The sequence below is a fragment of the Herbaspirillum sp. meg3 genome, assembly GCF_002257565.1.
Lineage (GTDB): Bacteria > Pseudomonadota > Gammaproteobacteria > Burkholderiales > Burkholderiaceae_D > Herbaspirillum.
Genome location: NZ_CP022736.1, coordinates 3610964 through 3636312 on the forward strand (window position 1 = coordinate 3610964; position 25349 = coordinate 3636312).

Consider the following 25349-nt stretch of genomic DNA (forward strand, 5'->3'; position numbering starts at 1 on the left):
ATGAACGCTGATGTGACCGCCGACATGAATTTGCCCGCCATCGCCACGCTCGTGCCGCACGCAGCGCCGATGCTGCTGCTGGATCGCGTGATCAGCGTCGATGCCGACAAGCTGTGCGCAGAAGTCGTCATCCGCAGCGACAGCATGTTCTACGGCGAACGCGGCGTCGGTGCCTGGGTCGGCATCGAATACATGGCGCAAACAATCGCCGCCTATGCCGGTTATCATGCTCAAGAGCGCGGTGAACCGGTCAAGATCGGTTTCCTGCTGGGAGCGCGCCGGTACGAATGCAGCCGCGCCTGGTTTGTCGCCGGTGATCACTTGCAAGTGGAAGCACAACAATTATTACAAGCGGAGAACGGCCTGGGATCGTTCTCCTGCATCATCAGGGAAAGCAGTACACAACAACAACTGGCGCAGGCGACGGTATCGGTCTTTCAGCCGCATGACGCCAAAGCGTTTCTGGAAAGCGAAGCATGACAAGCACTACAGGCACAACAACGGGGAAAACCATCCTGGTCACCGGCTCCAGCCGGGGCATCGGCAAAGCCATCGCACTGCGCCTGGCGCGCGACGGCTACGACATCGTCCTGCACTGCCACAGCCGGCGCGATGCCGCCGAGGCAGTGGCCAAGGACATCGAAGCACTGGGCCGTGCCGCGCGCATCCTGCAATTCGACATTGCGGAACGCGTGCAGACAGCAGAAATCCTGCTGCGCGACGTCGAACAATACGGAGCCTATTACGGTGTGGTCTGCAATGCCGGCATCGCGCGTGACAATGCCTTCCCGTCCATCTCCGGCGAGGATTGGGACAGTGTCCTCAAGACCAATCTGGACGGCTTTTACAACGTTCTTCACCCGCTGACCATGCCCATGGTCCAGCGCCGCCAACCGGGCCGCATTGTCACGTTGGCATCGGTATCTGGCATGGTCGGCAACCGCGGCCAGGTCAACTACAGCGCCGCCAAAGCAGGCATCATCGGCGCCACCAAGGCGCTGGCGCTGGAACTGGCCAAACGCAACATCACCGTCAACTGTGTCGCGCCCGGCCTGATCGACACCGACATGACGCAAGACTTGCCGATGGATGAAGTGCTCAAGCTGATCCCTGCACGCCGTGCAGGCAAGCCGGAAGAAGTCGCCGCCGCCGTCAGCTTCCTGATGCACGAGGATGCCGCCTACATCACGCGTCAGGTGATCTCGGTCAATGGAGGCCTGGCATGAGCACAACCGCCCACACCACACGCACAATGACCGAACGCCGCGTCGTCGTCACCGGCATGGCCGGCATCAGTCCAATCGGCAACGACTGGCAACACGCACTGGAAAGCCTGCGAAGCTATCGCAATGCCGTCGTGCGCATGCCTGATTGGGACGAATACAGCGGCTTGCACACCCGCCTCGGTGCACCGGCGGCAGAATTCGACTTATCCGATCGGTATAACCGCAAAACCACCCGCAGCATGGGCCGCGTCGCCCTGATGGCTACACGCGCCAGTGAATGGGCGCTGGCCGACGCCGGTCTGCTCGACGATCCGCTGCTCAAAAGCGGCGCAGTCGGCATCTCCTACGGATCCTCCGCCGGCACGCCCAGCGCCATTGCCGATTTCAGCATGATGTTTGCAGAAAAAAGCACCCGCAACATCAACGCCAACACCTACCTGAAAATGATGGCGCACACCGCACCGGTCAACATGGGCGTGTTCTTCGGGGTTACCGGCCGCATCGTCACGACTTCCAGCGCCTGCACCTCCGGCAGCCAGGGCATCGGCTACGCCTACGAAGCCATCCGCAGCGGCCGCCAGATTGCCATGATCGCCGGCGGCTCGGAAGAACTGTGTGCGACCGAGGCAGCCGTATTCGATACGCTCTACGCCACCAGCGTGCGCAACGATACGCCCGCCATTACGCCCAGCCCCTTCGACGAACAACGCGACGGCCTGGTGCTGGGCGAAGGCGCCGGCACACTGATCCTGGAAGACCTGGAGCACGCCCTGGCGCGCGGTGCCCGCATCTACGCCGAGATCGTCGGCTTCGGCACCAACAGCGACGGCAGCCACGTCACCAATCCCAATGCCGACACCATGAAGATCGCCATCGACATGGCATTGGCCGACGCCGCTCTTGATCCTGCCGCCATCGGCTACATCAACGCCCACGGCACCGGCACCCGTCAGGGCGACGTCGCCGAATCCAACGCCACCGCCCGCGTATTCGGCAACAAGACGCCGATCAGCTCGCTCAAGAGCTACATGGGCCACACGCTTGGCGCATGCGGTGCACTGGAAGCCTGGATGAGCATCGAGATGATGCGCAACGGCTGGTTCGCCCCGACCATCAATCTGAGCAAAGTCGACGCCGAATGCGGCGATCTCGACTATCTGACCGGCGAAGGACGCAAGATCGATTGCGAATATGTCATGTCGAACAACTTTGCGTTCGGCGGCATCAATACGTCGCTGATTTTCAAGCGCTGGAACTGAACACGCAGCACTGCATCGAATTCACTTCATCAACTTCATGGAATAAGCACAATGAAAAAAAGTATTTCGTTCTTGTTGGCGCTCAGTACTTTTGCAGTTTTGTCGGCGCCGGCTCACGCACGCGACACGCAATACATGCTGTCGATTGAAGATGGAATGAAGACCGAATCGGACGCCAAGCTTGATGGTTCTGTTAAGTTCTATTTCGCCGGACAAAAGCATCCGATTGTTTTGCAAAAATTTAAAACAGATATTTCAAACCTCAAAACCAATTCGTTCGGCAAAGGTGATGAAGTTGCCTGCAACTGGGCCTTCCTGTCGACATTATTGTCGTTCCAGGATCGCGCCAAACAGCTTGGCGCCAACGCAGTGGTGAATCTCGTCAGCTACTACAAGAAAAATGAAATGGCGAGTGCCACGCAATTCGAATGCCATGCCGGTGCTATCGTTGCAGGCGTAGCGCTCAAAGGCGACATCGTCAAAATTGCCGACAAATAAAATAGCTCCCATTTTTCCAGCGTCGACATCGGCGGCCACGCTGTGGCTGCTGCACGGCGATCTGGTAAGCGAAGCCAGACTGGCTTCGCTGGCTGCTTCTCTGGGCCAGAGCGAACGTAAGCGATATGGCCGCTTCCTCCGCCCGCAACGGGCACGCGAGTTTTTGCTGGGACGCATGCTGTTGCGACATGCCGTACAAACCATGCTTGGCATAGCAGCCTCCGACATCATCGTCACCGAACGCGAAGGCAATGCGCCATTGCTGGAGTTTCCAGCACCATACACCTCCTCCGATTTCCACTTCAGTCTGTCGCACAGCCATGGCTGGATCGGCTGCCTGGCAAGCACTGTCTGCGCGGTCGGACTCGACATTGAAAATAAGGCGCATGCCCGCGATGTTGATCAATTGAGCGCGGCAGCATTCGACGAAGCCGACCAGCAATGGCTCATGCGCCTTGAGATGGCGCGTCGTCAGGTAGGATTTTATCGTTTGTGGAACAATCGGGAAGCACTGTACAAGTTGCGCGGAAATCGCACCATCACGACAGATCTGCGCTCCTGCGACACCGGCTGGAATTGCTTCCATGTCGACTATCCCCGCCTGCACATCGGTGTGTGCGTAGCGCAAGAGTTGCAGTCTTTTGAACTCGTGGAGCTCGCGGAGCTGAATCCAGTTGGATAATTTGAAGATATTTCAGTTTCTACTGCATGGTCAATCCGCCAGACTGTGCATTCAGAAACCGGATGTACGGGATTTTTAGTAGTCCTGTGCTATCGCAACATGAACGACATCGCCGACAAACTGTTCAACACGCGCACCGCGAACTCCACCGTCGGCGCGTCGAACTTCAGCGTCACCGCGTCTACGCGCTCCACAATCGGCAGCTGGCAAAACAAGTCCGTCAGCGCCGGTGTCTGGACTTGCAGGCGGCAGGTGAGCGGAACTTCGATGCGGTATTTCGGCATCTGTTTTGAGCGAGCTGCCTGGACGGCTTCCTGTGCCGTCTTCTCCAGCAATACGCAAGCCTGCTGTTGCGACAAGGAGTCGCCGCTGCTGGCGCCGTGGGCCTTCTTGATTTCAGCAAAGCGTGCATGCGGAAACAAGGGCTGCGTCTCTTCCACAAAAGCGTCATCGCCACTGCCGAAAATTACCGGCACGCCATGTTCTCCCGCGAGCGCGCCATAGATGCCGGCTTCCCCCAATTCCACGCCGTTGAACGCAACGCGTGAAAATGCGAAGCTGTTGATCGTGTGCGCCAGAATGCCACGCGTTTGCGAGCGCGAGTGATAGCCGACCATCATGACGGCATCGATACTGCCTTCCACACCGCTCATCATGCCCAGTACACGCGGCTTACCCAGCACCATGCGCGCAGCTGGATGCAGCAGATCCGGCAACAGATTGCGGAAAGTACCATGGGAATCGTTGACAACGATTTCCTGTGCGCCGCCGGCAAGTGCGCCGCGAATGACCGCATTGGCTTCTTCAGTCATCTGACGACGGGCGCGCTCGTACTCACCGTTGCCGGGACGTGTCTGTTCAGGATGGAATACGCCGGCAATACCTTCGATGTCGACGGAAATCAATACATTCATGCGTGCTCCATGGTGGCTAGTTCCGCCAGTAGTTCATTCAATGTCCGGCGCTGGTTTCCGTCCCGCCCCTTGACCGCTTCAGAACTGAACAAGGCGTTAAGGATAGCTTGCTCGGTGCTGTCGGCAACCGCGTGGAACAGCGGATCCAGCATGTTGTCGTGCAGGCAGGTGAACTGCATGGCGGGCGATGCTATGTCCGGTAAGTGCGGCACCGTCTGTGCAGTAGAAAACGCCAGCGCAATATCGCCGCTGCCATGTCCATAGACCGATCCCGTACGCGCCAGACCGGCGCCGGTGCGCGCAGCAAGGCGGCGCAGCTGGCGTGCGTCGAGCGGCGCGTCAGTGGCGATCAGCATGATGATGGAGCCCTTTTCTGGCTCGGCATTCTTCTTTTGCATGCCTTTGAGCGTACGCCCCAGCGGTTCCCCTGCAATAATCAGATCAGCCAGTTTGCCAAAATTAGCCAGCACCAGCGCGCCGACAGCGTACTCGGCTGTGCCGACAACGACCTTGCGCGAGGCGCTGCCGATACCGCCCTTGAGCTCAAAGCAGGACATGCCGCGGCCGGCGCCGACGGCGCCTTGAACGACCACATCCGATGCGTTTTGCAGTGCGTGCAAGTAGTGCTGCTCTTCCACCGAGAACGCTTGCAGATCATTGAGATAGCCATCGTTGCATTCGAACACCAAGGGATTGACGCTGGGGAGATTACGGCCGATCTCAGGGTTGTCCGCCACCGCTGCCCGCGTCTGCGCAGTCGCGACGGCGCCCACGGCAAAGGTGTTGGTCAATGCAATCGGCGTCTCCAGCACGCCGAGTTCTTCCACCTGCATCAGACCGACACTCTTGCCGAAGCCGTTCAGGGTGACGGCAGCCGCCGGGATCTTCTCGCGGAACAGGTCGCCGCCATGCGGGCGCACGACGGTCACGCCGGTCTGGATGCCGCCATAGTTCAGCGTACAGTGGCCGACCGTGACGCCGGGTACATCGGCGATGCTGTTGCCTGCGCCGGCAGGCAGCTTGCCGATGTGAGGAGGATATTTGTTGCTCATTGCCTGGAAGGCGGACCTCGTCCGCGCTCTTTCTTATATCAGTTGGTTACTTCTGGTCCAGTTTTGGATCCAGCGCATCGCGCAGACCATCGCCCAGCAGATTGAACGCCAGCACAGTCAGGAAGATTGCCAGGCTCGGGAAGATCGCAATATGCGGCGACGTCATCATATCGGCGCGCGCTTCGTTGAGCATGGCACCCCACTCCGGCGTCGGCGGCTGCGCACCCAGACCGAGGAACGACAAGCTCGCAGCCGTGATGATCGAGGTGCCGATACGCATCGTGAAATACACCACCACGGAAGAAATCGTGCCTGGGAAAATATGACGCAGAATGATCGTCATATCGTTGGCGCCGATGCTCCGTACCGCTTCGATATAAGTCAGTTGCTTGAGCGACAGCGTATTGCCGCGCACCAGCCGCGCAAACGCCGGGATGCTGAAAATCGCCACCGCGATAATCACGTTGGTCATGCCGTTGCCGAGAATCGCCACGATGGCGATCGCCAGCAGGATGCCCGGGAAGGCAAACAGCACGTCGCAGATGCGCATGATGACGCGATCAGCCCAGCCTTCGTAGTAACCGGCCACCAGTCCGAGGAAGGTACCGACAATGGCGCCCACCGCCACCGATGAAAAGCCCACTGCCAGCGACAACTGCGTACCGACCAGAATGCGGCTGAAGATGTCATGGCCCAGCGAATCGACGCCGAACCAATGCTGCAGCGACGGCCCGGCATTGAGCGCGTCGTAATCGAAATAGTTTTCTGCGTCGTAAGGCGAGATGTAAGGCGACAGAATCGCGATCACCACCAGGAACAACACAAAGCCGCCGGCCACCAGCGCCAGAGGTTGCTTTTTGAACTTGCGCCAGAACTCGCTCCAGGGCGTACGGATAGGTTTGGACGCGGTTGTGCCCGTGGCTGCGGCGACGGTATTTGTGGCAGGGGTAGTGGAAGTCGACATGCTCTGCCTCACTTGTAACGGATGCTCGGATTGATGACCGCATACAGCACGTCAACAACCAGATTGATGAAAATGAATTCCAGCGAGAACAGCAGAATCTCGGCCTGGATAATCGGATAGTCGCGCATCTCGACGGCGTCGATCAGCAAGCGTCCCATGCCGGGCCAGTTGAATACTTTTTCGACCACGATGGAGCCGCCCAGCAAGAAGCCGAACTGCAGGCCCATCATCGTCACCACGGGAATCAGCGCATTGCGCAGGCAGTGCTTGGCGATCACGATACGCTCGTTCAGGCCCTTGGCGCGCGCGGTGCGGACGAAGTCTTCCTTCATGATTTCGATGAACGACGAGCGTGTAAAGCGCGCCATGATCGCTGCCACACCGGCGCCCAGCGTCAGCGACGGCAGGATGTAGTGGCGCCAGCTGTCGGCGCCGACGGTCGGCAGCCAACCCAACTGCACCGAGAACACTTCCATGGCCACCATGCCCAGTGCAAACGGCGGGAACGAGATCCCGGAGACCGCTAGCGTCATGCCGACGCGGTCGGGCCATTCGTTACGCCACACCGCTGAAAATACGCCAATGAACAAACCGAAGATCACCGCCCAGACCATGCTGGTCACGGTCAGCCACAAGGTAGGCCAGAAGCGCTCCATGATTTCCTGGCTGACCGGCAGCTTGCTGCGCAGCGAGGTGCCGAAATCGCCATGCGCGGCATTCACGAAGAAGCGCACAAATTGCTTGTGGATGGGCTGGTCGAGACCGAGATCGGCACGGATCAGCGCCACGGTGGTTTCGTCGGCTTCCGGGCCGGCGGCCAGTCGCGCCGGATCGCCGGGCAACAGGTGGACGAACAGGAACACCATCACCGCGACCAGCAACAAGGTCGGGATGAGGCCCAGAAGACGTTTTAAAACATAAGAAAACATGGCGCGTCCTGCAATGATTCAACAACTTGGAGAGCGATGGACACATGTGCTGCATGTGTCCATCGCTGAAAAATTCGGTGCTGCGTGACTGCTGATACAACAACCGTCGTCCCGGCGATGCGGGACGACGGCACAAGCGATTACTTCAGCTCGATGTCATCAAAGTTGAACGATGCATCAGGCATCACATACACGCCCTTGAGGTTCTTGCTGCGTGCATACAGGACTTTCTCCGTGACCAGGAAGGCCCATGGCGCATCCTTCCAGATTTCCATCTGAGCATCCTTGTACAGCGCGGCCTTCTGTGCACGGTCAGTGACGGTCAGCGCCTGAGCGATATCACCATCAACCTTGTCGCTCTTGTAGTAAGCGGTGTTGTACAGCTTAGGCGGGAAGGCTTCCGAAGCCAGCAACGGACGCAGACCCCAGTCAGCTTCACCGGTCGACGACGACCAGCCGCTGTAGTACAGACGTACCGGCGCAGTATCCGGATTCTGTGCAGTTTCGACCTTCTCTACACGTTGACCGGCTTCCAGCGCCTGCACCTTGACCTTGATGCCGACTTGCGCCAGTTGCTGTTGCAGGAACTGGATGATCTTCAGTGCAGTGGTGTGGGTATAGGCAGACCACAATTCAGTTTCAAAACCATTTGGATAGCCTGCTTCCGCCAGCAGCGCCTTGGCCTTCTTCACGTCATACGGCCATGGGCCGGTCTTGACCGCATAGTCGACGCCTTGTGGCAACACGCCGTCCATCGGCACTGCATAGCCGCTGAAAGCGACCTTGACCAGCGCATCCTTGTTGATCGCATAGTTGATGGCCTGACGAACCTTAGGATTGTCGAACGGCTTTTGCTTCACGTTCATCGACATGTAGCGCTGGATGATCGACGGGCCGCTGACGATGTCCAGTGCGCCCTTGCCCTTCAGCAGTTCAGCCTGCTCATACGGCAGCGGGAAAGTGAATTGCGCTTCGCCGGTCTGCATCATGGCGGCACGCGAGTTGTTGTCGACCACCGGTTTCCAAATCACTTCGTCGACCTTCGGATAGCCGGCCTTCCAGTAGCCGGAGAATTTCTCCGCCTTCATGTAGTCGGTTTGCTTCCATTCGACGAACTTGAAAGGGCCTGTACCGACCGGGTGGAAAGCGATGTCCTTGTTGCCGTATTGCTTCAATGCCGCCGGCGAGATAATCACAGCCGATGGGTGAGCCAGAACGTTGATGAAGGCCGAGAACGGCTCTTTCAACACGATCTTGACGGTATAGTCGTTGAGCACTTCGGTGCGGGCGACACGGTTGAACAGGTTGTAGCGTTTGAGCTTGTTGTCGGGATTGGTGACGCGATCCATCACGGCTTTCACGGCATCTGCCTTGAACACGGTGCCGTCGTGGAACTTCACACCCTGACGTAGACGAATGGTGTATTCCAGGCCGTCCTTGCTGACCAGATAGCCTTCAGCCAGCACGTTGACCAGCTTCAGATCCTTGTCGAATGCGAACAGGCCTTGATAGAAGGACTTGGTCACGGCCAGCGACAATGTGTCGTTGGCATCATACGGATCCATGGTAGTGAAGGTGGACGCAACTGCGAGCGTGACGCTCTTGGCTGCCCATGCATGCACGGCGGCAAATTGCATGGTGGTGCCGATGGCGCCGAGCGCGAGCCATCGGATGACAGTTGTGCCGCGACGGGAAGATTGAGTAGTCATGGTTAGGCTCCTGAGTTTCTAAATGATCTAAGTGATTAATGAGGCGACGACAAACTAAAAAGCAACTAAAAAGCAGCAGAAATACGATGTGTTGCAACAAAATGGCCGGGGCCGACTTGCTTCAAAGGTTCGACCAGCGGATCGTCTCCGATGGCGCGAATGGGGCTTGGAATCTCATCATTTTGCAAACCTTTCTTCAGATGGCGCAGCTCGGGATCCGCCACCGGAACGGCGGCCATGAGCTTGCGCGTGTAAGGATGCTGAGGATTTTCAAAAATCGCGCGGCGCGGACCGATCTCGACGATCTGGCCCAGGTACATCACGGCAACGCGGTGGCTGATGCGTTCCACCACCGCCATGTCGTGCGAAATAAAGATAAACGAAATGCCGAGTTCAGCCTGCAGATCCAACATCAGGTTGACGATCTGCGCCTGGATCGATACGTCCAGCGCGGATACCGATTCGTCGGCGATGACGATCTTCGGATTCAGCGCCAGTGCGCGAGCGATACAGATGCGCTGGCGTTGGCCGCCGGAGAATTCGTGTGGATAGCGCTGTGCATGTTCCGGCAGCAAACCGACGCGGGTGAGCAATGCATCAACGCGCTCCTGCGCACCCTCTTTCATGCCGTGCACCAGCATCGGCTCCATGATGGAATAACCGACCGTCATGCGCGGATCGAGCGAAGCGAACGGATCCTGAAAAATGAACTGGATGTCGCGGCGCAGCTCGCGCAACTCTTTGCGCGGCAGCTCCGCCAGATTACGGCCGCCGAATTCGACCTTGCCGCCACTGATCTCGACCAGACGCAACAGGGAACGGCCGGTCGTCGACTTGCCGCAGCCGGATTCGCCGACGATCGCCAGCGTCTCGCCGGCATACAGGTCGAAGCTGACGCGTTCGACGGCATGGACTCGTTGCTTGACGCGACCGAAGATGCCGCTCTTGACGTCAAAACGTGTGGTCAGGTCGGTGACCTTGAGAATAGGCTGGCGCTGCTGAGCGATCTCCGATGCGGCCTGCAATTCTTCTGCAATGGCTTCCGGCTTGGCTTCGGCACTGGCGGCGATACCGAATCGGGACGGCGTGTCGGTACCCGTCATGGCGCCCAGGCGCGGCACCGCTGCCAGCAAGCCTTGCGTGTAAGGATGTGCAGGCGCGGCGAAGATGCTGCGCACATCGTTTTCTTCCACTTTGTCGCCGCGGCACATGACGACGACGCGGTCGGCGATTTCCGCCACGACGCCCATGTCATGGGTGATGAACACCACCGCCATGTGCATTTCTTCCTGCAGGGAGCGGATCAGTTGGAGGATCTGCGCCTGGATCGTCACATCCAGCGCCGTGGTCGGCTCATCGGCGATCAGCAGCGACGGCTTGCAGGACAAGGCCATCGCGATCATCACGCGCTGGCGCATGCCGCCCGACAGTTGATGCGGATGACGGCCGAGCACGCGCTTGGCTTCCGGTATACGTACCATTTCCAGCATGCGCAGCGCTTCTGCACTGGCGGCACTGTGGCTCATGTTTTGATGCAGGCGAATCGATTCGGCGATTTGTTCTCCGACGGTGAAGACCGGATTGAGCGAGGTCATCGGCTCCTGGAAAATCATCGCGATCTCGGCGCCACGAATACTGCGCATGGTCGACTGCGGCGCCTTGACCAGATCCAGCGTGCTATCGCCACCATTACTGCGGCGCTGGAACTGCATGCTGCCGGACACGATACGGCCGCCACCATGCTCGATCAGGCGCATGATCGCCAGCGACGACACCGACTTGCCGGAACCCGACTCGCCGACGATGGCCAGTGTTTCGCCTTTATCGACATGAAAAGACAGGCCGCGTACGGCTTCCACCGTTCGCTCGGAACCGGTGAAGGTGACGCCGAGATTGTCGACGGTCAGCACGCGTTTTGCGGCCTGCGGATTCAACGAATTCAGCGATGATTGATCTTGCGTTGCCATTGTTGTTGCGTCCTTCACTACTTGTAGATTGCCGTGACCGGCGTGTCGCCGCCACGGGCATAACCGCGATACATACCTTCGGTGTTGAACGTCAACGCCACGTTGCCGTCGGCGTCGACGGCGATCAGGCCGCCACGTCCTTCATAGGCCGGCAGCACGTCCATGACGACTTGCTCCATGGCTTCTTGCAGCGTCGCGCCGGCGTATGCCATGCGCGCCGCGACGTCGTAAGCGGCAACGGTGCGCATGAACACTTCACCGGTGCCGGTGGCCGAGATGGCGGCAGTCGCATTGGCGGCGTAGCAGCCTGCGCCGATCAATGGCGTATCGCCGACACGGCCGACTTGCTTGTTGGTGATACCGCCGGTTGAGGTCGCTGCGGCAACGTTGCCGTGCATGTCGAGCGCGACCGCGCCGACGGTACCGAACTTGTTGTCGGGGTCGATGGGATCGACAGCGCCAGCCGAACCGGGGCCATGTGCCGATTCCTTGAAGGTGAACGAGGCCGCATCGTGATCCAGCATCATGCCGCTCTGCTCGCGCACGCGCAGCCATTGCTGATGGCGCGCTTCGGTCTGGTAATACGTCGGGTCGACGATATCCAGTCCCTGCTGACGCGCAAACGCATCGGCGCCGCAACCGGCCAGCAGCACGTGCGCGCTCTTTTCCATCACAGCGCGCGCCGCGACCACAGGATTGCGCGCACAGGTCACGTTGGCGACAGCGCCCGCTTTCAAGGTAGCGCCGTCCATGATGGCGGCATCAAGTTCATGCGTACCGGCGCGCGTGTAGACCGCACCCTTGCCGGCGTTGAACAGCGGACAATCTTCCAGCAGGCGCACCGCCTCGGTCACTGCATCCAGCGCCGATCCGCCCGCCGTCAATACGGCTTGCGCCGATGTCAGAATCGCTTTGAGTTCACGATGGTAATTCGCTTCATCCGCCTCGCTCAGGGCGCTGCGCGTGATAGTGCCGGCGCCGCCGTGTATGGCAATGACTGGAGTGTTCATGCTTTGTTTGTCCCTGATGCAGCGATCTTTTTGACCGCATTGCTTTTAACTGCGTTGTTCTTGATCGCCTTGCCGCTTGCGCGCGCCAGGCTCTTGCCTTGTTCGTACTGTTCCGCCTGGTACAGCCAGGGCAAAACGAATTCTGTCATTTCGGATGCCGCCTGCACCGAGCGCTTGGCGCGATGCGCGACGGCGTCGCACAGGGCCTGAATCAGCACCAGCGCTGCCGCATCGGACGTCGGCGACATCTGTCTTTCAGTCTGCGAATAAATCGTCACGTCGGCCAGCGGCACCAGCGGCGAATGCGGCAGATCGGTAAAGGCGATCAGCTTGGCGCCCTTCTCGACCGCACGGCGTGCCAGCCGCACCGTGTCGGTGGCATAGCGCGGATACGCCATGGCGATCACCACATCGCGCTCGTCCAGCTTGAAGAACTGCCGGCCGGTCTGCGACGGGCCGCCCGGATGCACACCGGACAAGACGGTACGGCAGAACGGCTCCAGCGCATGCACCATGATCCCGGCCAGAAAAGCGCTGGCGCCGAAGCCGATGACGAAGATACGGTCGGCTTTCAGAATCATCTCTACCGCCTGGTCGCAATGCTCTGCGACCAGCGCCTGGCGTGTTGCTTCGATGTTGCGGATGTCGTTGTTCAAGGCGGCGTAAATGATTTCCGCGCTGGTGGCGCTCTTCTGCACTTCGTGACGCATCTTTTCCACCGGCGCCAGCGAAGAGGCAAAATCGGCAACCAGTGCATTGCGAAACGGCGCATAGCCGTCAAAACCCAGTGCATGCGCAAAGCGGTTTGCCGTCGCCAGCGAGATCCCCGCCGCTTCCGACAGCTCGTCGATGGTCATGGTGGCGGCACGGAAAGTGTTCGCCAGCACGTAGTCGGCGGTCTTGCGATGCGCCTTCGACAGATTCGGATACAGCTTGCCCAGCACGCGCGCTACTGCACCGCCGCCCTGCAAGGATGTGTTTTTTGAATTGTGCATACGACGTTGCGATGAAACCCGGTTCGTGAAACTGAAGTAAAACGGAATTAAATAGAAGCGGCTTCGCTTCCAAAAATGTAAATATATTTTCATTATTTTGAAAAGTAAAGAAAATATCCTTTCAAAAATGAAAGTAAAAACAGATGCACCTTTATCACGCGAGCGCAAGGTAAAAATGCACCTCAATAGAGAGGAAATTGGCTGCACTGCACCAAAGCGGAATGCGTGAATTCATCACGGACACGCCGCGAGAGTCACGTTGAAGATCGCAGAAATCGGGATGATTTTTGGAGGAGGCAGGCACGCCCGGTCACCGCGTTTTTGCTGCAGCGAAGCAGAAACGAACGACAAACCGCCGGCAAGATGCCGGATTGAAACGAAAAGAAGAAATACGGTCCGCAATGCGCTGTCTCAGCAACAGCACGGACAGCGTTGACAATCAGGATTGCCACTCAACGCGGCACGATTTCCCGTAATTCGATCAGATTGCCGAAAGGGTCTGCCGTATAGATACGGATAAAGCCCGGAATCGGCGCGTCTTCCTGCACCGGGAAACCGCCCGCCTTGAGTTCAGCCAGCATCGGCGCCAGCTTGTCGACGATCAGCCCGGGATGAGCATTGAGCGCCGGTTGAAACTCTTTGTCGACACCCAGATGCAGCTGCAGCACGCCACACTGAAACCACAAACCGCCGCGCGCCTGCAGGGCCGCAGGTTTGGGCAACTCGGACATGCCGAGAATAGTACCGAAAAAACGCCGGGCGGCGTCTTCGCCCCCGACGGGCATGGCGAGTTGGATGTGATCGATAGCGGTGACTGGCATGAGTATCCTCTGGCTGGCTTGACTTGCGCTGAGCAGGTATCCGCAGATATGAAGATGTGCAGCGCGACGTGCGGAGGATTCTATCCCTTCGCTGCCAACGGTGCTGGCGGTGCCAAAAATCGCTGACTGAACGCTGACCGGGCAAAACCAGACAACGTCGAGAAATGGCGAACCGGCGCGCGATGCCGTATCCTCTCGGCTATATACCTATGTCTGCCGCAATCGTTCCAAACCGCATCAACCGATATCCATCATGAACATCCGCTTTCTCGAAACCTTCGTCTGGCTGGCCAAGCTGAAAAATTTCCGCCTGACCGCCGAGCGCTTGCACACGACGCAGGCGGCGGTGTCCAGCCGCATCGCCACGCTGGAGCAGGATTTCGGCGTGCGCCTGTTCGACCGCGGCGCGCGCGAAGTGACGCTGACCACCGATGGCAGCAAGGCTCTGGTGTATGCCGAGCGCATGGTCAAGCTGATGCGCGAGATGAAGGACGATATGTCGGACAAGCAGGTCTACGCCGGCGTGATTCGCATCGGCGTGATCGAATCGATCGTGCATAGCTGGTTTCCGGATTTCATCGGGCGCGTGCACAAGATGTTTCCGCGCCTGCAAATCGAAATAGCCAGCGACACCACCATTCATCTGCGCGAACAGTTCAGCAAAGGTGCGCTGGATATCGTGCTGCAGGCCGAGCCGGTCATCGGCACGCACATCACCAATCTCAACCTGTGCGAATTCCCGATGCGCTGGGTCGGCAGCCCCAAGCTCAATATCGGCAGCGAGACCTTGAGCCTGTCCGATCTGGCGACCTTCCCCATCATCAGCTTTGCGCGCAACTCGGGACCGCATGCGGCGATCGAACGCATATTCTCCGACAGCGAACGCGGCGCGCTGCATATCAATTGCATCGCTTCGGTGGCCACGATGATCCGGCTGGTGACTGACGGCTTCGGCGTGGCGGCGGTGCCGCCTGCGATCATCCAGCGCGAACTCAATGAAGAAATCCTGCACACGCTGCGCGTCGATGTGGAGTTTCCGGCGCTGGTCATGCTGGCCTGCTTCCGCTCCGACAACGAGAACCCGCTGACCGAAACGGTGGCCCGTATTGCTCAGGAAACTGCCGCCGACTTCGCACTCAATTGGGGACACGAGATTGCACGTTTGCCATCGCAGGCGCAATAGCGATCCTCGCATCGTCAATGCCGGCAAGGCTTACGTGTATTTGCAAAGGGTTGCAACCGAGCACCATGAACGCGCAGCAGACTGTCCATTTTTGCTCATAAGATTTTCCAATCATTTGCGCCAACAATTTCTTGTTGGACAGCGTCAGACCTACTGCGCATACTGAATTTACACAAGATCAGTAGATCGTTCATGGCCCCGGATGCAAACTCCGGCGCAAAAACAAACGACAGATTTCCGCCAGGCATTTTTCCAGCTTCGATTTCCAATCCAGCATTCCTGATGTCCGGAATGTTCTCGTGCTGTGAGAATGGCTGTGGCCGCTCAATCAATCTCAAAGCAGGAGAAGGCAAGCATGACCAATTCAACCTCAGCACTCGACTCTCTACCGCGCTCGGCCGCCAACGCCGCCGTGGATCTGGAAGTTACTTATAAGAAGATCGCCTGGCGATTGATTCCCTTCCTGGTTTTCCTGTTCGTGCTGGCATGGATCGACCGCGTCAACGTCGGCTTCGCCAAGCTGCAGATGCTGCAGGACTTGCAATTCTCCGAAGCGATCTACGGCCTCGGCGCCGGCATCTTCTTCATCGGCTACTTTCTGTTTGAAGTCCCGAGCAATCTGCTGTTGGAAAAAATCGGCGCCCGCAAGACGCTGGCACGCATCACCATCCTCTGGGGCCTGGCCTCAATGGCGATGGCGTATGTGACTTCGCCGACATCCTTTTACATCCTGCGCTTTTTGCTGGGTGTGTTCGAAGCCGGCTTCTTCCCGGGCGTAGTGCTGTATCTGACCTACTGGTTCCCGGCGCAACGCCGTGCCCGCGTCAACGGCCTGTTCATGACCTCGTTCGCGATTGCCGGCGCCGTCGGCGGTCCGATTGCAGGCACCATCATGAGTCAGATGGAAGGCGTCGGCCATCTGGCCAACTGGCAATGGCTGTTCATCCTCGAAGGCATTCCGTCGCTGATCGCCGGTATCTTCGTGCTGATGTACCTGCCGGAAAAACCAGCCAACGCGAAATGGCTGTCGGCTGCCGAACAGCAAGCCGTCACCCATGCACTGATCGCAGAGAACAAGTCCGCCGGCAAGCACCTCTCCTTCAAGGATGCCTGTAGCAACTACCGCGTCTGGCTGTGTGCCGCCGTGTATTTCTGCGTGGTCAGCGGCAACGCCACCATCGCCTTCTGGACACCTTCGATCATCAAGGAAATCGGCATCAAGGGTAACCTGCAGATCGGCCTGATTTCCGCCATCCCTTTCATCGCCGGCACATTGGCTATGATCTGGAACGGCATCCATTCCGACAAGACCGGCGAACGCCGCATGCATAGTGCCATCGCCACTCTGATCGCCAGCGTCGGCCTGATCCTGACCGGCCTGACGCTGGGCAACGCAGTCATGGCGCTGTGCGCACTGACACTAGCGGCAATCGGCATCCTGGCAGCCTTCCCGGTGTTCTGGTCGATCCCTGCCGCCTTCCTGGCGAGCACGGCAGCAGCTGGCGGCATCGCGCTGATCAACTCGATCGGCAACCTGGCCGGCTTCGTCGCACCGTACATGATCGGCGCACTCAAGACCAGCACCGGTTCGCTATCGTCGGGCCTGTACTTCGTCGCTGCGTTGGAGTTTGCCGCGAGCTTCCTGGTGATCGTCTTCATCAAAAAAGTCTGACCCTTTGAATCAAGTAGCACTACGCACCTTGTTTCCCCGCGCCGCCATCCCTCTGTTATTTGTTTCTGCACGGCGGCGCACCCTTTTTCACGTACCTGAAGTGGCCTTATGAAACTCTCTTTCCAAACTGAAGCAACATCGCTGAACGTCGACATCCATACGCTGATCATTGCCGGCTGGGCCGGTCGCGACATGGCCGCCATCGAGCATCACATCGAAGAACTGGCAGCCCTCGGCATCCAGCGTCCGAGCGCCGTCCCGCTGTATTACCGCGTGTCGAGCAATCAGCTGACGCAATCGTCGGCAGTGCAAGTGCTGGGCGGCGAATCGTCGGGTGAAGTGGAAACTTTCGTCTTCAACGCCGGCGGCGAACTGTACGTCAGCATCGCGTCGGATCATACCGACCGCAAACTCGAAGCACACAGCGTGGCCTTCTCCAAACAAGCCTGCGTCAAACCCGTCGCCTCTGCCGCATGGAAGCTGGCCGATGTCGCCGACTACTGGGACGAGCTGGTGATCCGTTCGTGGATCAAGGAAGACGGCAAGGAAGTGCTGTATCAGGAAGGCACGCTGGCCAGCCTGCGCACGCCGCAAGATCTGATCGCACGCTTCACCGACGGCAAGCAGATCCTGCCGGAGGGCTGCGGCATGACCTGCGGCACGGTCGGCGCGATCGGCGGCATCCGCCCTGCGACATCGTTCACGATGGAGTTGTTCGATCCGCGTCGTCAACGCGCATTGCGTCATTCGTATGAAGCGGAAATCCTCGCCGAAGTCGCTTGATTCCGATTCACTCTTCCGACTCATTCTTCCCTGATCAAGACATGATTCCAAGCCTGCATCAACAAAGTGAAGAACTGCGCAACAACAATAGCTCCTCGCTTGAACTGACTGAGCTCGCACTGCAACGCGCCGCTGCCGCCGATGGCGAAGGCGCGCGCGTTTTCACGCGTCTCTATGCCGACTCCGCACGCGCTGCCGCGACGGCTTCCGACACGCTGCGCAGCGCCGGCATCGTGCGCTCGCCGATCGAAGGCCTGCCGGTGTCGATCAAGGATTTGTTCGACGTCGCCGGTGAAACCACGCTGGCCGGCTCGGTCGCCTTGCGCGGCTATCCGGCAGCGACCGAGAGCGCCGTCGTCGTCAAACGCCTGATCGCTGCGGGCGCCGTGATCGTCGGCCGCACCAACATGACCGAATTCGCCTATTCCGGCCTCGGCATCAATCCGCATTACGGCACGCCGCGCAATCCATGGCAGCGCGAAGTTGGTGGCGTTGATGGCGGACGCATTCCCGGCGGCTCGTCATCGGGCGCCGCGATTTCCGTCACCGACGGCATGGCCTCAGCCGGCGTCGGCTCGGACACCGGCGGCTCGATTCGTATTCCGGCTGCGTTCTGCGGCATCACAGGCTTCAAGCCGACCGCACGCCGCGTATCGATGCAAGGCGTATTGCCGCTGTCCGAGAATCTCGACTCCATCGGCGCCATGGCGCCGACCGTCCTCTGCTGCGCCATGATGGATGCCGTGCTGTCAGGCGAAGAGTTCGTCGCGCCGGTGGCGCATCCACTACGCGGCTTGCGTCTGCTCTACCCGACCAACATCGTGCGCGACGGCATGGATGAACATGTCGCCGCCAGCATGCAGGTAGCCATTGCCAAACTGACGGCCGCAGGCGCCGTGATCGTCGAACAAGAGGTACCGGCCTTCAACGAACTGGCGGCCATCAATGCCAAGGGCGGCTTCACCGCTGCCGAAGCCTGGACCTGGCACCGCCAACTGATCGCCGAACGCAAGGATCACTACGACCAGCGCGTGGTCTCGCGCATCATGCGCGGCAAGGAGATGAGCGCCGCCGACCTGCTCGACGTCCTGCACAGCCGCCGCAACTGGATCGCAAAGGTTGAACACCAGCTTGCAGGCTACGATGCCCTGCTGATGCCGACCGTACCGATCATCGCGCCGAAGATCGCCGACCTGCAGGTCAGCGACGATGCCTACTACGCCGCCAATGGTCTGATTCTGCGCAATCCGACGCTGATCAATTTCCTCGATGGTTGTGCGGTGTCCTTGCCTTGTCATGCTGCAGGAACAGCACCGGTCGGCCTGGGGCTGGCTGCTGCCGGTGGCAATGATCGCCATTTGTTGTCGATTGCTTTGGCGGTGGAGACGTTGTTGAAGCAGTAATGGAAATACAGTAAGGTAAGTTGTGGCGCCAAACGGCTGACCACAATAGAAAACGGCTTGCAGCGATGCAAGCCGTTTTTACTTTCCGGATGAATGAATTCCACCCAATGGCATACCCAGTCAGGATAATGCCGCCGATTTCCTCAGCCTTACGGATCAGATAATCGCAGCACCATCGCCGATGAGCGAATTTCCTCACGCCTTCCTGCGCAGATGGCGCCTAAGATGTCGAACTTCGCACGCCGGCCATCTCTGTTGGATTCACCAGGCGGTCGTACGTCTCCGCATCAATGCAACCCAAGGCCAGCGCTGCTGCGCGGGGCGTGATCCGATCGCGCAGTGCGAGGGCGGTAATCTGCGCGACGGCATCGTAGCCAAGGACGGGATTAAGCACGGTAACGGACAACAGCGCATCGTTGACGTTTTTGGCCAGACGCTCCGCATCGACCTGGAGTCCGGCTACCACACGCTCGGAGAATGTCTTGCAGGTATTGCTCAGGATGCGAATTGATTGCAGCACGTTGTAGATAATGACGGGTTTCGCCACGTTCAGCTCAAACAAGCCTGACGCACCTGAGAGGGTAACGGTCTGATGGTTTCCCATCACCTGAAAACATGCCTGAATCAGTACCTCTGCAATGGTCGGATTGCGCTTTCCAGGCATGATCGACGAAGTCAGTCCATCGTCCGGAATAATCAGCTCGCCCAGACCACAGCGCGGCCCCGAGCCCAGCAAACGGATGTCGTTGGCAATCTTCACCAATGAAGTGGCAATCGTATTGAGTACACCGGATACCTCGACCATCGTATCGTGCGCTGCCATGCCTTCCAGTTTGTTGGGATGCGTCTGGAACGGCAATCCGGTACTGACGGCAAGTTCCGAACAGAAGCGTTCGGCAAAATGCTCCGGCGCATTCAATCCAGTGCCGGCAGCGGTGCCGCCTTGCGCAAGCAGCATAATCCTCGGCAATACGTCGTCGATGCGCTGCACGGCTGCCTGCAACTGATAGGCGTAAGCAGAAAAGGCACGCCCCATTGTCGTCGGCACGGCATCCATGAGATGCGTGCGGGCGATCTTGACGACATCGTTGAACGCCAGCGCACGCTCTTCCAGCGATGCATGCAAAGAGACAAGCGCCGGTCGAAGCTGACTGGTAAGCTGCAATGCGGTGCTGATGTGCATGACGGTCGGAAAACTGTCATTCGACGACTGCGATGCATTGACGTGATCGTTCGGGTGAACCGGATGCTTCGTACCTAGCCCTTCTCCAAGCAGCACATTAGCGCGATTGGCGATGACTTCATTCGCATTCATGTTCGTCTGCGTTCCTGAGCCGGTTTGCCAGATGCTCAGAGGAAAATGCGCGTCCCATTTCCCTTCGCTCACTTCAATAGCGGCTTGTTCGATGACTCTTACACGCTGCGTATCGAGCACGCCACATTCGAGGTTGGCGCGCGCGGCTGCAAGCTTGTGCAGGCCAAATGCGTGAATCAGTGCTGCGGGGAAATGCTCTTCTGCCGTACCAAAAACCGCCAAGGTCCGCTGAGTCTGTGCGCCCCAATAGCGATCGGCAGGAATTTCAACGGGACCGAAGGCATCCTTCTCTATTCTTGATGTACTCATCTTTAGCTCGGCAAAGTGGTAATCCAATGTGATTCCCAGACAGGGAAATGAAATCAGCTAAGCCTGGAACGTGCCGGCGAAATGCGCCCGGAATACGTCACCAGTTGACTGGCGCCAGAACGCGCCCCCGAGAAGGATGCGATCTCGGCGCTGTCGTATTGAAACTTTGATACCGCATCTTGCAATGTCCTGGCCTGCTCTTGAAGAGACATCGATGCCGCTGCCGCTTCTTCGACGAGCGCGGCATTTTGCTGCGTTACGCCATCCATTTGAGCAACGGCTTTGTTGATCTGATCGATACCGTCTTTTTGCTCATCCGATGCAACTGAAATTTCACGAATGATGGAACTCACTTTTCTCACGGCGTCGGTAATATCCTGCATGGTGGCGCCGGCCTGCTCTACCAATACCGTGCCGCTGTCGACTTTATTGACGGATTCATCAATGAGCTGCTTGATTTCTTTTGCCGCTACCGCAGAACGCTGCGCCAACGCCCGCACTTCGCTGGCGACCACGGCAAAGCCTCTGCCCTGCTCCCCTGCACGGGCAGCTTCCACAGCGGCGTTGAGTGCAAGAATGTTGGTCTGGAACGCAATGCCGTCAATGACGCTAATGATGGCCGACATCTGATCCGAGCTGCTTTTTATATCGCGCATGGTGTGCACGACTTTATCGGTCACTTCTCCGCCGCGGATAGAAATCGATTCGGCCTCGTTCGCAATTGCATTTGCCTGGCGAGCACTTTCCGAATTCTGGCCTACCGTACCAGTCAATTCCTCGATGCTTGCGGCAGTCTGCTCCAGCGACGCAGCCTGTTCTTCCGTTCGCTGTGACAAATCGGCATTGCCGGAGGCAATCTGACTCGTCGCCGTCGCCATCGAATCGGCGGATTGGCGTACGGCGGTGACAGTGGCACGCAATCCGTCACGCATGGTTTTTAAACCGTTCATCAGTTTGCCCATCTCGTCTTGAGACTGGATAAGAATGTCGCGGCTCAGATCGCCATCGGCAATTGCCGAGAAGTGGGTCAGCGCTTGATTCAGCGGACGTGCAATGGCGCGCTGCAGTCCCCAGCCGCACAGGATGCCTACAGCGACGCCGAGAATAATCATGCCGACAGAGATGAAGCCCATCTGATGAAATTCGCTGCTGAATCCTTCGTAGTTCTCTTGACCGTGCTTTAAAAGATATTGATCCAGCTGATTTCCACTCTTGGTAAATGCCAGTGCCATAGGTGGAGCAACTTGCATGGTTATTTTGTCGGCCGACGTAGCGTCGTTGCGCAGCAGGGCTGCCAGCGAGGGCTCCAGCGCCTGCTGAATAAAGGTATTGCGTTTGGCGGAAACATCTTTCGCAATCGCATCTTCCTCAGCAGTCTTTGGCAAATCCAGATAGCGGCGCCAGGCGTTGTCGGATACTTTCAGATAATCCCTGGTCTTATCGACCAGTGCCTTGATATCCCCCGATTCCGGATGCAGCAATGCCCGGTCAATGGCGATACGTGCAACCGCCAGATTGTATTTGGACTCCCCGATCGCCAGCGCTGAAGCCAGCTGCACAGAATAGGTTTCATGCAAGGCTGCTTCGCCGGCACGATTGGATATTTGCCCAATGACGCCAACAGCAAGCATGAGAGAGACCAAAACAAAAATAGCCCCGATCAATCGCGCCCTGATGGAAATTTTTGAAAACATGTTTTACCCCACTACGGCGCTCACGATAAACGGGAGACGCCATCCCTGAAAAATTAATAGGCAAAAAGCCGACTATCCGTGAAAGATAGTCGGCTTGACTGAAAAACCTGGATTAGATTCGAACGTCTTGTGGTCTGTTAGTACTGTTCAGGCTTTCATCCTCAGCCATCATTTGAGGATAGCGCTCTGGATACAGATGCTTTTCCGCAGTGGCTGCGTCGAACGTCCCGGACCACTTTGCAACCACAACGGTTGCCACACTGTTACCGATCGTGTTGCAGGTTGCGATCGCCATCGACAAAAATCGATATACGCCGAAGATGACTGCCAAGCCTTCTATCGGCAAAATTCCTGTCGATGTCACCGTTGCCGCAAACACGACGAAAGAACCTCCCGATACCGTGGCCGCTCCTTTTGAAGTCAACAGCATCAACACCAGAATGCCGAGCTGCTGATCCAGATGTAGAGGCACGCCATAGGCATGCGCGATGAACATCACACCCATCGCCATGAAAATGGAGGTGCCGTCGAGATTGAATGCGTAGCCGGTAGGCAGCACCAGACCAACCGTCTGTTTCGCACATCCGAGGCGCTCAAGCTTGATCAGCAGGCGCGGCAATGCGCTCTCGGAAGAAGCGGTACCCAGCACGATAAAGATTTCTTCCTTGATGTAACGCAGAAAGCGCCACAGACTGAATCCGGCAAGCTTCGCGACAGAACCCAGAACTACCGCCAGGAACAAGATGATGACGCCGTAAAAACCCAGTACCAACTGTGCAAGTGCTACGAGAACTGCAGTGCCATTGCTGCCGACCGAATACGCCACGGCGCCGAAGGTGCCGATAGGCGCCAGTTTCATGACCAGGTTGATGAAGGAAAACAGAACTTCCGATATGTAGTCGAGGCCGGTGTTGACCTTCTCGCGGCGCCCTTCGGGAATTGCCAGAATACCGATACCCACCATCACTGCCAGTACAACGACTTGCAACAGCTCGCCCTTGGCGAACGCACCGATGAAATTATCCGGCACGATGTGCATGATGAATGACGCAAAACTTTGGGTCTCCGCGGCTTTAGCAGCTGCCGGCGATGCGGCGCCCGCCGTCACGTGACTCATGTTGCTGCCAAGCTCGAGCAAGTTCCCCGCTAGCAGCCCCACCACCAATGCGATAGTCGACACCACCTCGAAGTAGACGATGGAACGCCATCCCACGCGACCTGCGCTCTTGATATCCCCGGCCGAAGCAATACCGTGCACGATAGTCAGAAAGACCAGCGGCGCTACACCGGCCTTGATGAGCGACAGGAACATATCTCCCAGCAGTTTCAGTTGCAGGGAAAATTTGGGAAATAGAAAGCCGACCGCAATGCCAAGTACAAGCGATAACAAGACTTGCATGCCGAGTTTGCGGTACCAGGGTGTTTTTTTGAAAGTTATAGTCATCATGTCTCCTCGGCGACGATCAGGCTTTGATTTCGCCGGACAATTGAATGGCCTGATCCACCATTTGCGGAGCAAGACCAAGATAGTTCTCCGGATCGGTCAGGCGATCGATCGTAGCCCTGTCGAAATGCTTCGTCACTTCGGGCATCGCGGCCAAGGCATCCGCCAGCGAACCCTTGTTTTCGTTGGCGCTGCGGCAAGCGTCGTACACAATGTCGTGCGCTTGCTGACGGCCGATCAAAGGAGCCATGCCCATCATCACTGCCTCGGCGACAATAAGTCCTTTGCTGATACCCAGATTGACCTTCATGCGGTCGGTGTCAACAATCAACCCACCCAAGGCGAATTTCGCCTGATGCAATGCACCGGCGGTGAGAATGAAGCTTTCTGGAATAGCGATCCACTCCGCGTGCCATGGTCCGGTGGCGCGCTCGAAGTCCTGCACCATCGCATCCACCATCAGCCCCGCATGCTGGCGCACCGCCTTGGAGGCAGCCAGCATTAACTCGCTGGATATCGGATTGCGTTTTTGCGGCATGGTGCTGCTGGCGCCTCGCCCTTTTACGAACGGCTCGTAGACTTCACCGAATTCTGTCGACGCCATGATCATGATGTCGAGCGCGATCTTGCCGAGCGAGCCGGTAACCAGCGCCAGTAAGTTGATGGCTTCGGCAAAGCCGTCCCGCGCGACGTGCCACGTCGTCGCCGGAACGCCCAGACCAAGTTCTTCTGCCAATGCGCGCTGCACTTCAAATCCTTTGTCGCCCAGCGATGCCAATGTTCCTGCGGCGCCCGCAAATTCAACGACGGCCACACGCGGACGCAGCTCAGCCAGACGTTGCTGATGGCGATCGAACATGGCCAGCCAGATCGCTGCCTTGTAGCCGAATGTCACGGGCAAGGCTTGCTGCAGATGAGTGCGTCCTGCCATTGCCGTATCACGGTGTTTAAGTGCCAGATCCGCCAGGATCTTGCGCAGTTCGCGGATGTCGCCGGCAACCACGTCCAGGGCATCACGCACCTGGAGCGAGACGGCGGTATCCATGATGTCTTGTGTCGTTGCGCCCCAATGGACATAGCGGCCCGCATCGCCGCACATTCCCACCAATTGATGCACCAGAGGCAGAATCGGATAGCCGACGATGTCGGTCTCGTGACGCATGTGCTCAAAGTCGATGAGATCAATTGTCGATTTTTCCGCAATGACGGCGGCGGCCTCTGCCGGAATCACCCCCACACGGGCTTCAGCTTTCGCCAGGGCGACCTCGACGTCGATATAACGTTGAATCAATGCATGATCAGAGAACAGCGCGCGCATTGCCGCCGTCCCAAAAGCATCACGAAACAAAATGGAATCGACAACCGTACTAGCTGTCGGAAGAGCAGAGATCGACATAAAAGGCCTATGAATGAACAGCGAAATGAAATTGTCTCGCCCATGAATATTTATTATGTTCGGACATATTAAATATAATATGTCCGAACATATGATGCAACACGTATTTGAACTTCCGCGTCAT

At 58.0% G+C, this 25349-nt stretch carries 23 protein-coding genes; 9 read left to right on the top strand and 14 right to left on the bottom strand.

Annotated elements, in window-relative coordinates; all coding sequences use genetic code 11:
• From hmeg3_RS16250 to hmeg3_RS16270, 5 genes are read left to right on the top strand one after another with little or no spacing between them, the layout of a single operon-like run.
• Window positions 1–480 (top strand): hotdog family protein, encoded by a 480-nt coding sequence (locus hmeg3_RS16250; protein ID WP_232511676.1) that lies wholly within the window; start codon window positions 1–3, stop codon window positions 478–480.
• Complete coding sequence (gene fabG / locus hmeg3_RS16255) at window positions 477–1226, top strand: 3-oxoacyl-ACP reductase FabG (RefSeq protein WP_094564643.1); 750 nt, start codon at window positions 477–479, stop codon at window positions 1224–1226. Before hmeg3_RS16250 ends, fabG begins: the two co-directional genes overlap by 4 nt.
• Complete coding sequence (locus tag hmeg3_RS16260) at window positions 1223–2485, top strand: beta-ketoacyl-ACP synthase (protein ID WP_094564644.1); 1263 nt, start codon at window positions 1223–1225, stop codon at window positions 2483–2485. Before fabG ends, hmeg3_RS16260 begins: the two co-directional genes overlap by 4 nt.
• 51 nt (window positions 2486–2536) lie before the next feature.
• Window positions 2537–2983 carry an excinuclease ATPase subunit gene (locus hmeg3_RS16265; protein ID WP_094564645.1) on the top strand — a complete coding sequence of 149 codons (447 nt, stop codon included), beginning with the start codon at window positions 2537–2539 and terminating at the stop codon, window positions 2981–2983.
• Window positions 2970–3665 (top strand): 4'-phosphopantetheinyl transferase superfamily protein, encoded by a 696-nt coding sequence (locus hmeg3_RS16270; protein ID WP_094564646.1) that lies wholly within the window; start codon window positions 2970–2972, stop codon window positions 3663–3665. The genes hmeg3_RS16265 and hmeg3_RS16270 overlap by 14 nt, the downstream gene beginning before the upstream one ends.
• A gap of 89 nt (window positions 3666–3754) precedes the next feature.
• Here the strand turns inward: hmeg3_RS16270 and hmeg3_RS16275 are convergent, their stop codons facing one another.
• The 9 genes from hmeg3_RS16275 to hmeg3_RS16315 form a co-directional block, all read right to left on the bottom strand.
• Window positions 3755–4579 carry a M55 family metallopeptidase gene (locus tag hmeg3_RS16275; RefSeq protein WP_094564647.1) on the bottom strand — a complete coding sequence of 275 codons (825 nt, stop codon included), beginning with the start codon at window positions 4577–4579 and terminating at the stop codon, window positions 3755–3757.
• On the bottom strand, window positions 4576–5631 hold the full coding sequence (locus tag hmeg3_RS16280) for a P1 family peptidase (RefSeq protein WP_094564648.1): 1056 nt from the start codon (window positions 5629–5631) through the stop codon (window positions 4576–4578). Before hmeg3_RS16280 ends, hmeg3_RS16275 begins: the two co-directional genes overlap by 4 nt.
• 46 nt (window positions 5632–5677) lie before the next feature.
• The gene (gene gsiD / locus hmeg3_RS16285; protein WP_094564649.1) at window positions 5678–6595 is read right to left on the bottom strand and encodes a glutathione ABC transporter permease GsiD; all 918 of its coding nucleotides are present in this window, start codon (window positions 6593–6595) and stop codon (window positions 5678–5680) included.
• An 8-nt stretch (window positions 6596–6603) separates the two neighbouring features.
• A complete protein-coding gene (gsiC, locus tag hmeg3_RS16290; protein WP_094564650.1) occupies window positions 6604–7524 on the bottom strand; it encodes a glutathione ABC transporter permease GsiC in 921 nt (306 codons plus the stop codon).
• 140 nt (window positions 7525–7664) lie between these two features.
• Window positions 7665–9233: a glutathione ABC transporter substrate-binding protein GsiB gene (gene gsiB, locus hmeg3_RS16295; RefSeq protein WP_094564651.1), complete on the bottom strand. Its 1569-nt coding sequence runs from the start codon at window positions 9231–9233 to the stop codon at window positions 7665–7667.
• Window positions 9234–9298: 65 nt separating this feature from the next.
• Entirely contained in the window at window positions 9299–11200 is a 1902-nt protein-coding gene (locus hmeg3_RS16300; RefSeq protein ID WP_094564652.1) for a dipeptide ABC transporter ATP-binding protein, read from the bottom strand.
• A gap of 17 nt (window positions 11201–11217) precedes the next feature.
• The gene (locus tag hmeg3_RS16305) at window positions 11218–12210 is read right to left on the bottom strand and encodes an isoaspartyl peptidase/L-asparaginase family protein (protein ID WP_094564653.1); all 993 of its coding nucleotides are present in this window, start codon (window positions 12208–12210) and stop codon (window positions 11218–11220) included.
• On the bottom strand, window positions 12207–13205 hold the full coding sequence (locus hmeg3_RS16310) for a MurR/RpiR family transcriptional regulator (RefSeq protein WP_094564654.1): 999 nt from the start codon (window positions 13203–13205) through the stop codon (window positions 12207–12209). The genes hmeg3_RS16305 and hmeg3_RS16310 overlap by 4 nt, the downstream gene beginning before the upstream one ends.
• 452 nt (window positions 13206–13657) lie before the next feature.
• Window positions 13658–14026 carry a glyoxalase gene (locus tag hmeg3_RS16315; RefSeq protein WP_094564655.1) on the bottom strand — a complete coding sequence of 123 codons (369 nt, stop codon included), beginning with the start codon at window positions 14024–14026 and terminating at the stop codon, window positions 13658–13660.
• A gap of 253 nt (window positions 14027–14279) precedes the next feature.
• On the opposite strand from hmeg3_RS16315, the gene hmeg3_RS16320 reads away from it, so the two are divergent.
• Window positions 14280–15209 (top strand): LysR family transcriptional regulator, encoded by a 930-nt coding sequence (locus tag hmeg3_RS16320; RefSeq protein WP_050475884.1) that lies wholly within the window; start codon window positions 14280–14282, stop codon window positions 15207–15209.
• Window positions 15210–15304: 95 nt separating this feature from the next.
• Here hmeg3_RS16320 and hmeg3_RS24780 read toward each other — a convergent pair whose 3' ends face one another.
• Window positions 15305–15478, bottom strand: coding sequence for a hypothetical protein (locus hmeg3_RS24780; RefSeq protein WP_157739293.1), 174 nt, complete (start codon window positions 15476–15478; stop codon window positions 15305–15307).
• A gap of 86 nt (window positions 15479–15564) precedes the next feature.
• Between hmeg3_RS24780 and hmeg3_RS16325 the strand changes: the two genes are divergently transcribed.
• The 3 genes from hmeg3_RS16325 (at window position 15565) to hmeg3_RS16335 (ending at window position 19067) form a co-directional block, all read left to right on the top strand.
• Window positions 15565–16881 carry an MFS transporter gene (locus tag hmeg3_RS16325; protein WP_094564656.1) on the top strand — a complete coding sequence of 439 codons (1317 nt, stop codon included), beginning with the start codon at window positions 15565–15567 and terminating at the stop codon, window positions 16879–16881.
• A 108-nt stretch (window positions 16882–16989) separates the two neighbouring features.
• Window positions 16990–17664, top strand: coding sequence for a DUF2848 domain-containing protein (locus hmeg3_RS16330; protein WP_094564657.1), 675 nt, complete (start codon window positions 16990–16992; stop codon window positions 17662–17664).
• Window positions 17665–17705: 41 nt separating this feature from the next.
• Entirely contained in the window at window positions 17706–19067 is a 1362-nt protein-coding gene (locus hmeg3_RS16335) for an amidase (protein ID WP_094566406.1), read from the top strand.
• Window positions 19068–19287: 220 nt separating this feature from the next.
• On the opposite strand, the gene hmeg3_RS16340 is transcribed toward hmeg3_RS16335, so the two are convergent.
• From hmeg3_RS16340 to hmeg3_RS16355, 4 genes are all read right to left on the bottom strand, one after another.
• Window positions 19288–20691, bottom strand: coding sequence for a lyase family protein (locus hmeg3_RS16340; protein ID WP_094564658.1), 1404 nt, complete (start codon window positions 20689–20691; stop codon window positions 19288–19290).
• 53 nt (window positions 20692–20744) lie between these two features.
• Window positions 20745–22385, bottom strand: coding sequence for a methyl-accepting chemotaxis protein (locus tag hmeg3_RS16345; RefSeq protein WP_094564659.1), 1641 nt, complete (start codon window positions 22383–22385; stop codon window positions 20745–20747).
• Window positions 22386–22497: 112 nt separating this feature from the next.
• Window positions 22498–23829 carry a cation:dicarboxylate symporter family transporter gene (locus hmeg3_RS16350; protein ID WP_094564660.1) on the bottom strand — a complete coding sequence of 444 codons (1332 nt, stop codon included), beginning with the start codon at window positions 23827–23829 and terminating at the stop codon, window positions 22498–22500.
• A gap of 19 nt (window positions 23830–23848) precedes the next feature.
• A complete protein-coding gene (locus tag hmeg3_RS16355) occupies window positions 23849–25225 on the bottom strand; it encodes an adenylosuccinate lyase family protein (protein WP_094564661.1) in 1377 nt (458 codons plus the stop codon).
• Window positions 25226–25349 lie beyond the last annotated feature (124 nt).

Coding starts and splice junctions, on each gene's coding strand:
- hmeg3_RS16250 (WP_232511676.1), top strand. CDS start 1: ATGAACGCTGATGTGACCGCCGACATGAATTTGCCCGCCATCGCCACG.
- hmeg3_RS16275 (WP_094564647.1), bottom strand. CDS start 4,579: ATGAATGTATTGATTTCCGTCGACATCGAAGGTATTGCCGGCGTATTC.
- hmeg3_RS16315 (WP_094564655.1), bottom strand. CDS start 14,026: ATGCCAGTCACCGCTATCGATCACATCCAACTCGCCATGCCCGTCGGG.
- hmeg3_RS16310 (WP_094564654.1), bottom strand. CDS start 13,205: ATGCACAATTCAAAAAACACATCCTTGCAGGGCGGCGGTGCAGTAGCG.
- hmeg3_RS16335 (WP_094566406.1), top strand. CDS start 17,706: ATGATTCCAAGCCTGCATCAACAAAGTGAAGAACTGCGCAACAACAAT.
- hmeg3_RS16265 (WP_094564645.1), top strand. CDS start 2,537: ATGAAAAAAAGTATTTCGTTCTTGTTGGCGCTCAGTACTTTTGCAGTT.
- hmeg3_RS16325 (WP_094564656.1), top strand. CDS start 15,565: ATGACCAATTCAACCTCAGCACTCGACTCTCTACCGCGCTCGGCCGCC.
- hmeg3_RS16350 (WP_094564660.1), bottom strand. CDS start 23,829: ATGACTATAACTTTCAAAAAAACACCCTGGTACCGCAAACTCGGCATG.
- hmeg3_RS16280 (WP_094564648.1), bottom strand. CDS start 5,631: ATGAGCAACAAATATCCTCCTCACATCGGCAAGCTGCCTGCCGGCGCA.
- hmeg3_RS16300 (WP_094564652.1), bottom strand. CDS start 11,200: ATGGCAACGCAAGATCAATCATCGCTGAATTCGTTGAATCCGCAGGCC.
- hmeg3_RS16260 (WP_094564644.1), top strand. CDS start 1,223: ATGAGCACAACCGCCCACACCACACGCACAATGACCGAACGCCGCGTC.
- hmeg3_RS16305 (WP_094564653.1), bottom strand. CDS start 12,210: ATGAACACTCCAGTCATTGCCATACACGGCGGCGCCGGCACTATCACG.
- hmeg3_RS16320 (WP_050475884.1), top strand. CDS start 14,280: ATGAACATCCGCTTTCTCGAAACCTTCGTCTGGCTGGCCAAGCTGAAA.
- gsiC (WP_094564650.1), bottom strand. CDS start 7,524: ATGTTTTCTTATGTTTTAAAACGTCTTCTGGGCCTCATCCCGACCTTG.
- fabG (WP_094564643.1), top strand. CDS start 477: ATGACAAGCACTACAGGCACAACAACGGGGAAAACCATCCTGGTCACC.
- hmeg3_RS16340 (WP_094564658.1), bottom strand. CDS start 20,691: ATGAGTACATCAAGAATAGAGAAGGATGCCTTCGGTCCCGTTGAAATT.
- gsiD (WP_094564649.1), bottom strand. CDS start 6,595: ATGTCGACTTCCACTACCCCTGCCACAAATACCGTCGCCGCAGCCACG.
- hmeg3_RS16345 (WP_094564659.1), bottom strand. CDS start 22,385: ATGTTTTCAAAAATTTCCATCAGGGCGCGATTGATCGGGGCTATTTTT.
- gsiB (WP_094564651.1), bottom strand. CDS start 9,233: ATGACTACTCAATCTTCCCGTCGCGGCACAACTGTCATCCGATGGCTC.
- hmeg3_RS16330 (WP_094564657.1), top strand. CDS start 16,990: ATGAAACTCTCTTTCCAAACTGAAGCAACATCGCTGAACGTCGACATC.
- hmeg3_RS16355 (WP_094564661.1), bottom strand. CDS start 25,225: ATGTCGATCTCTGCTCTTCCGACAGCTAGTACGGTTGTCGATTCCATT.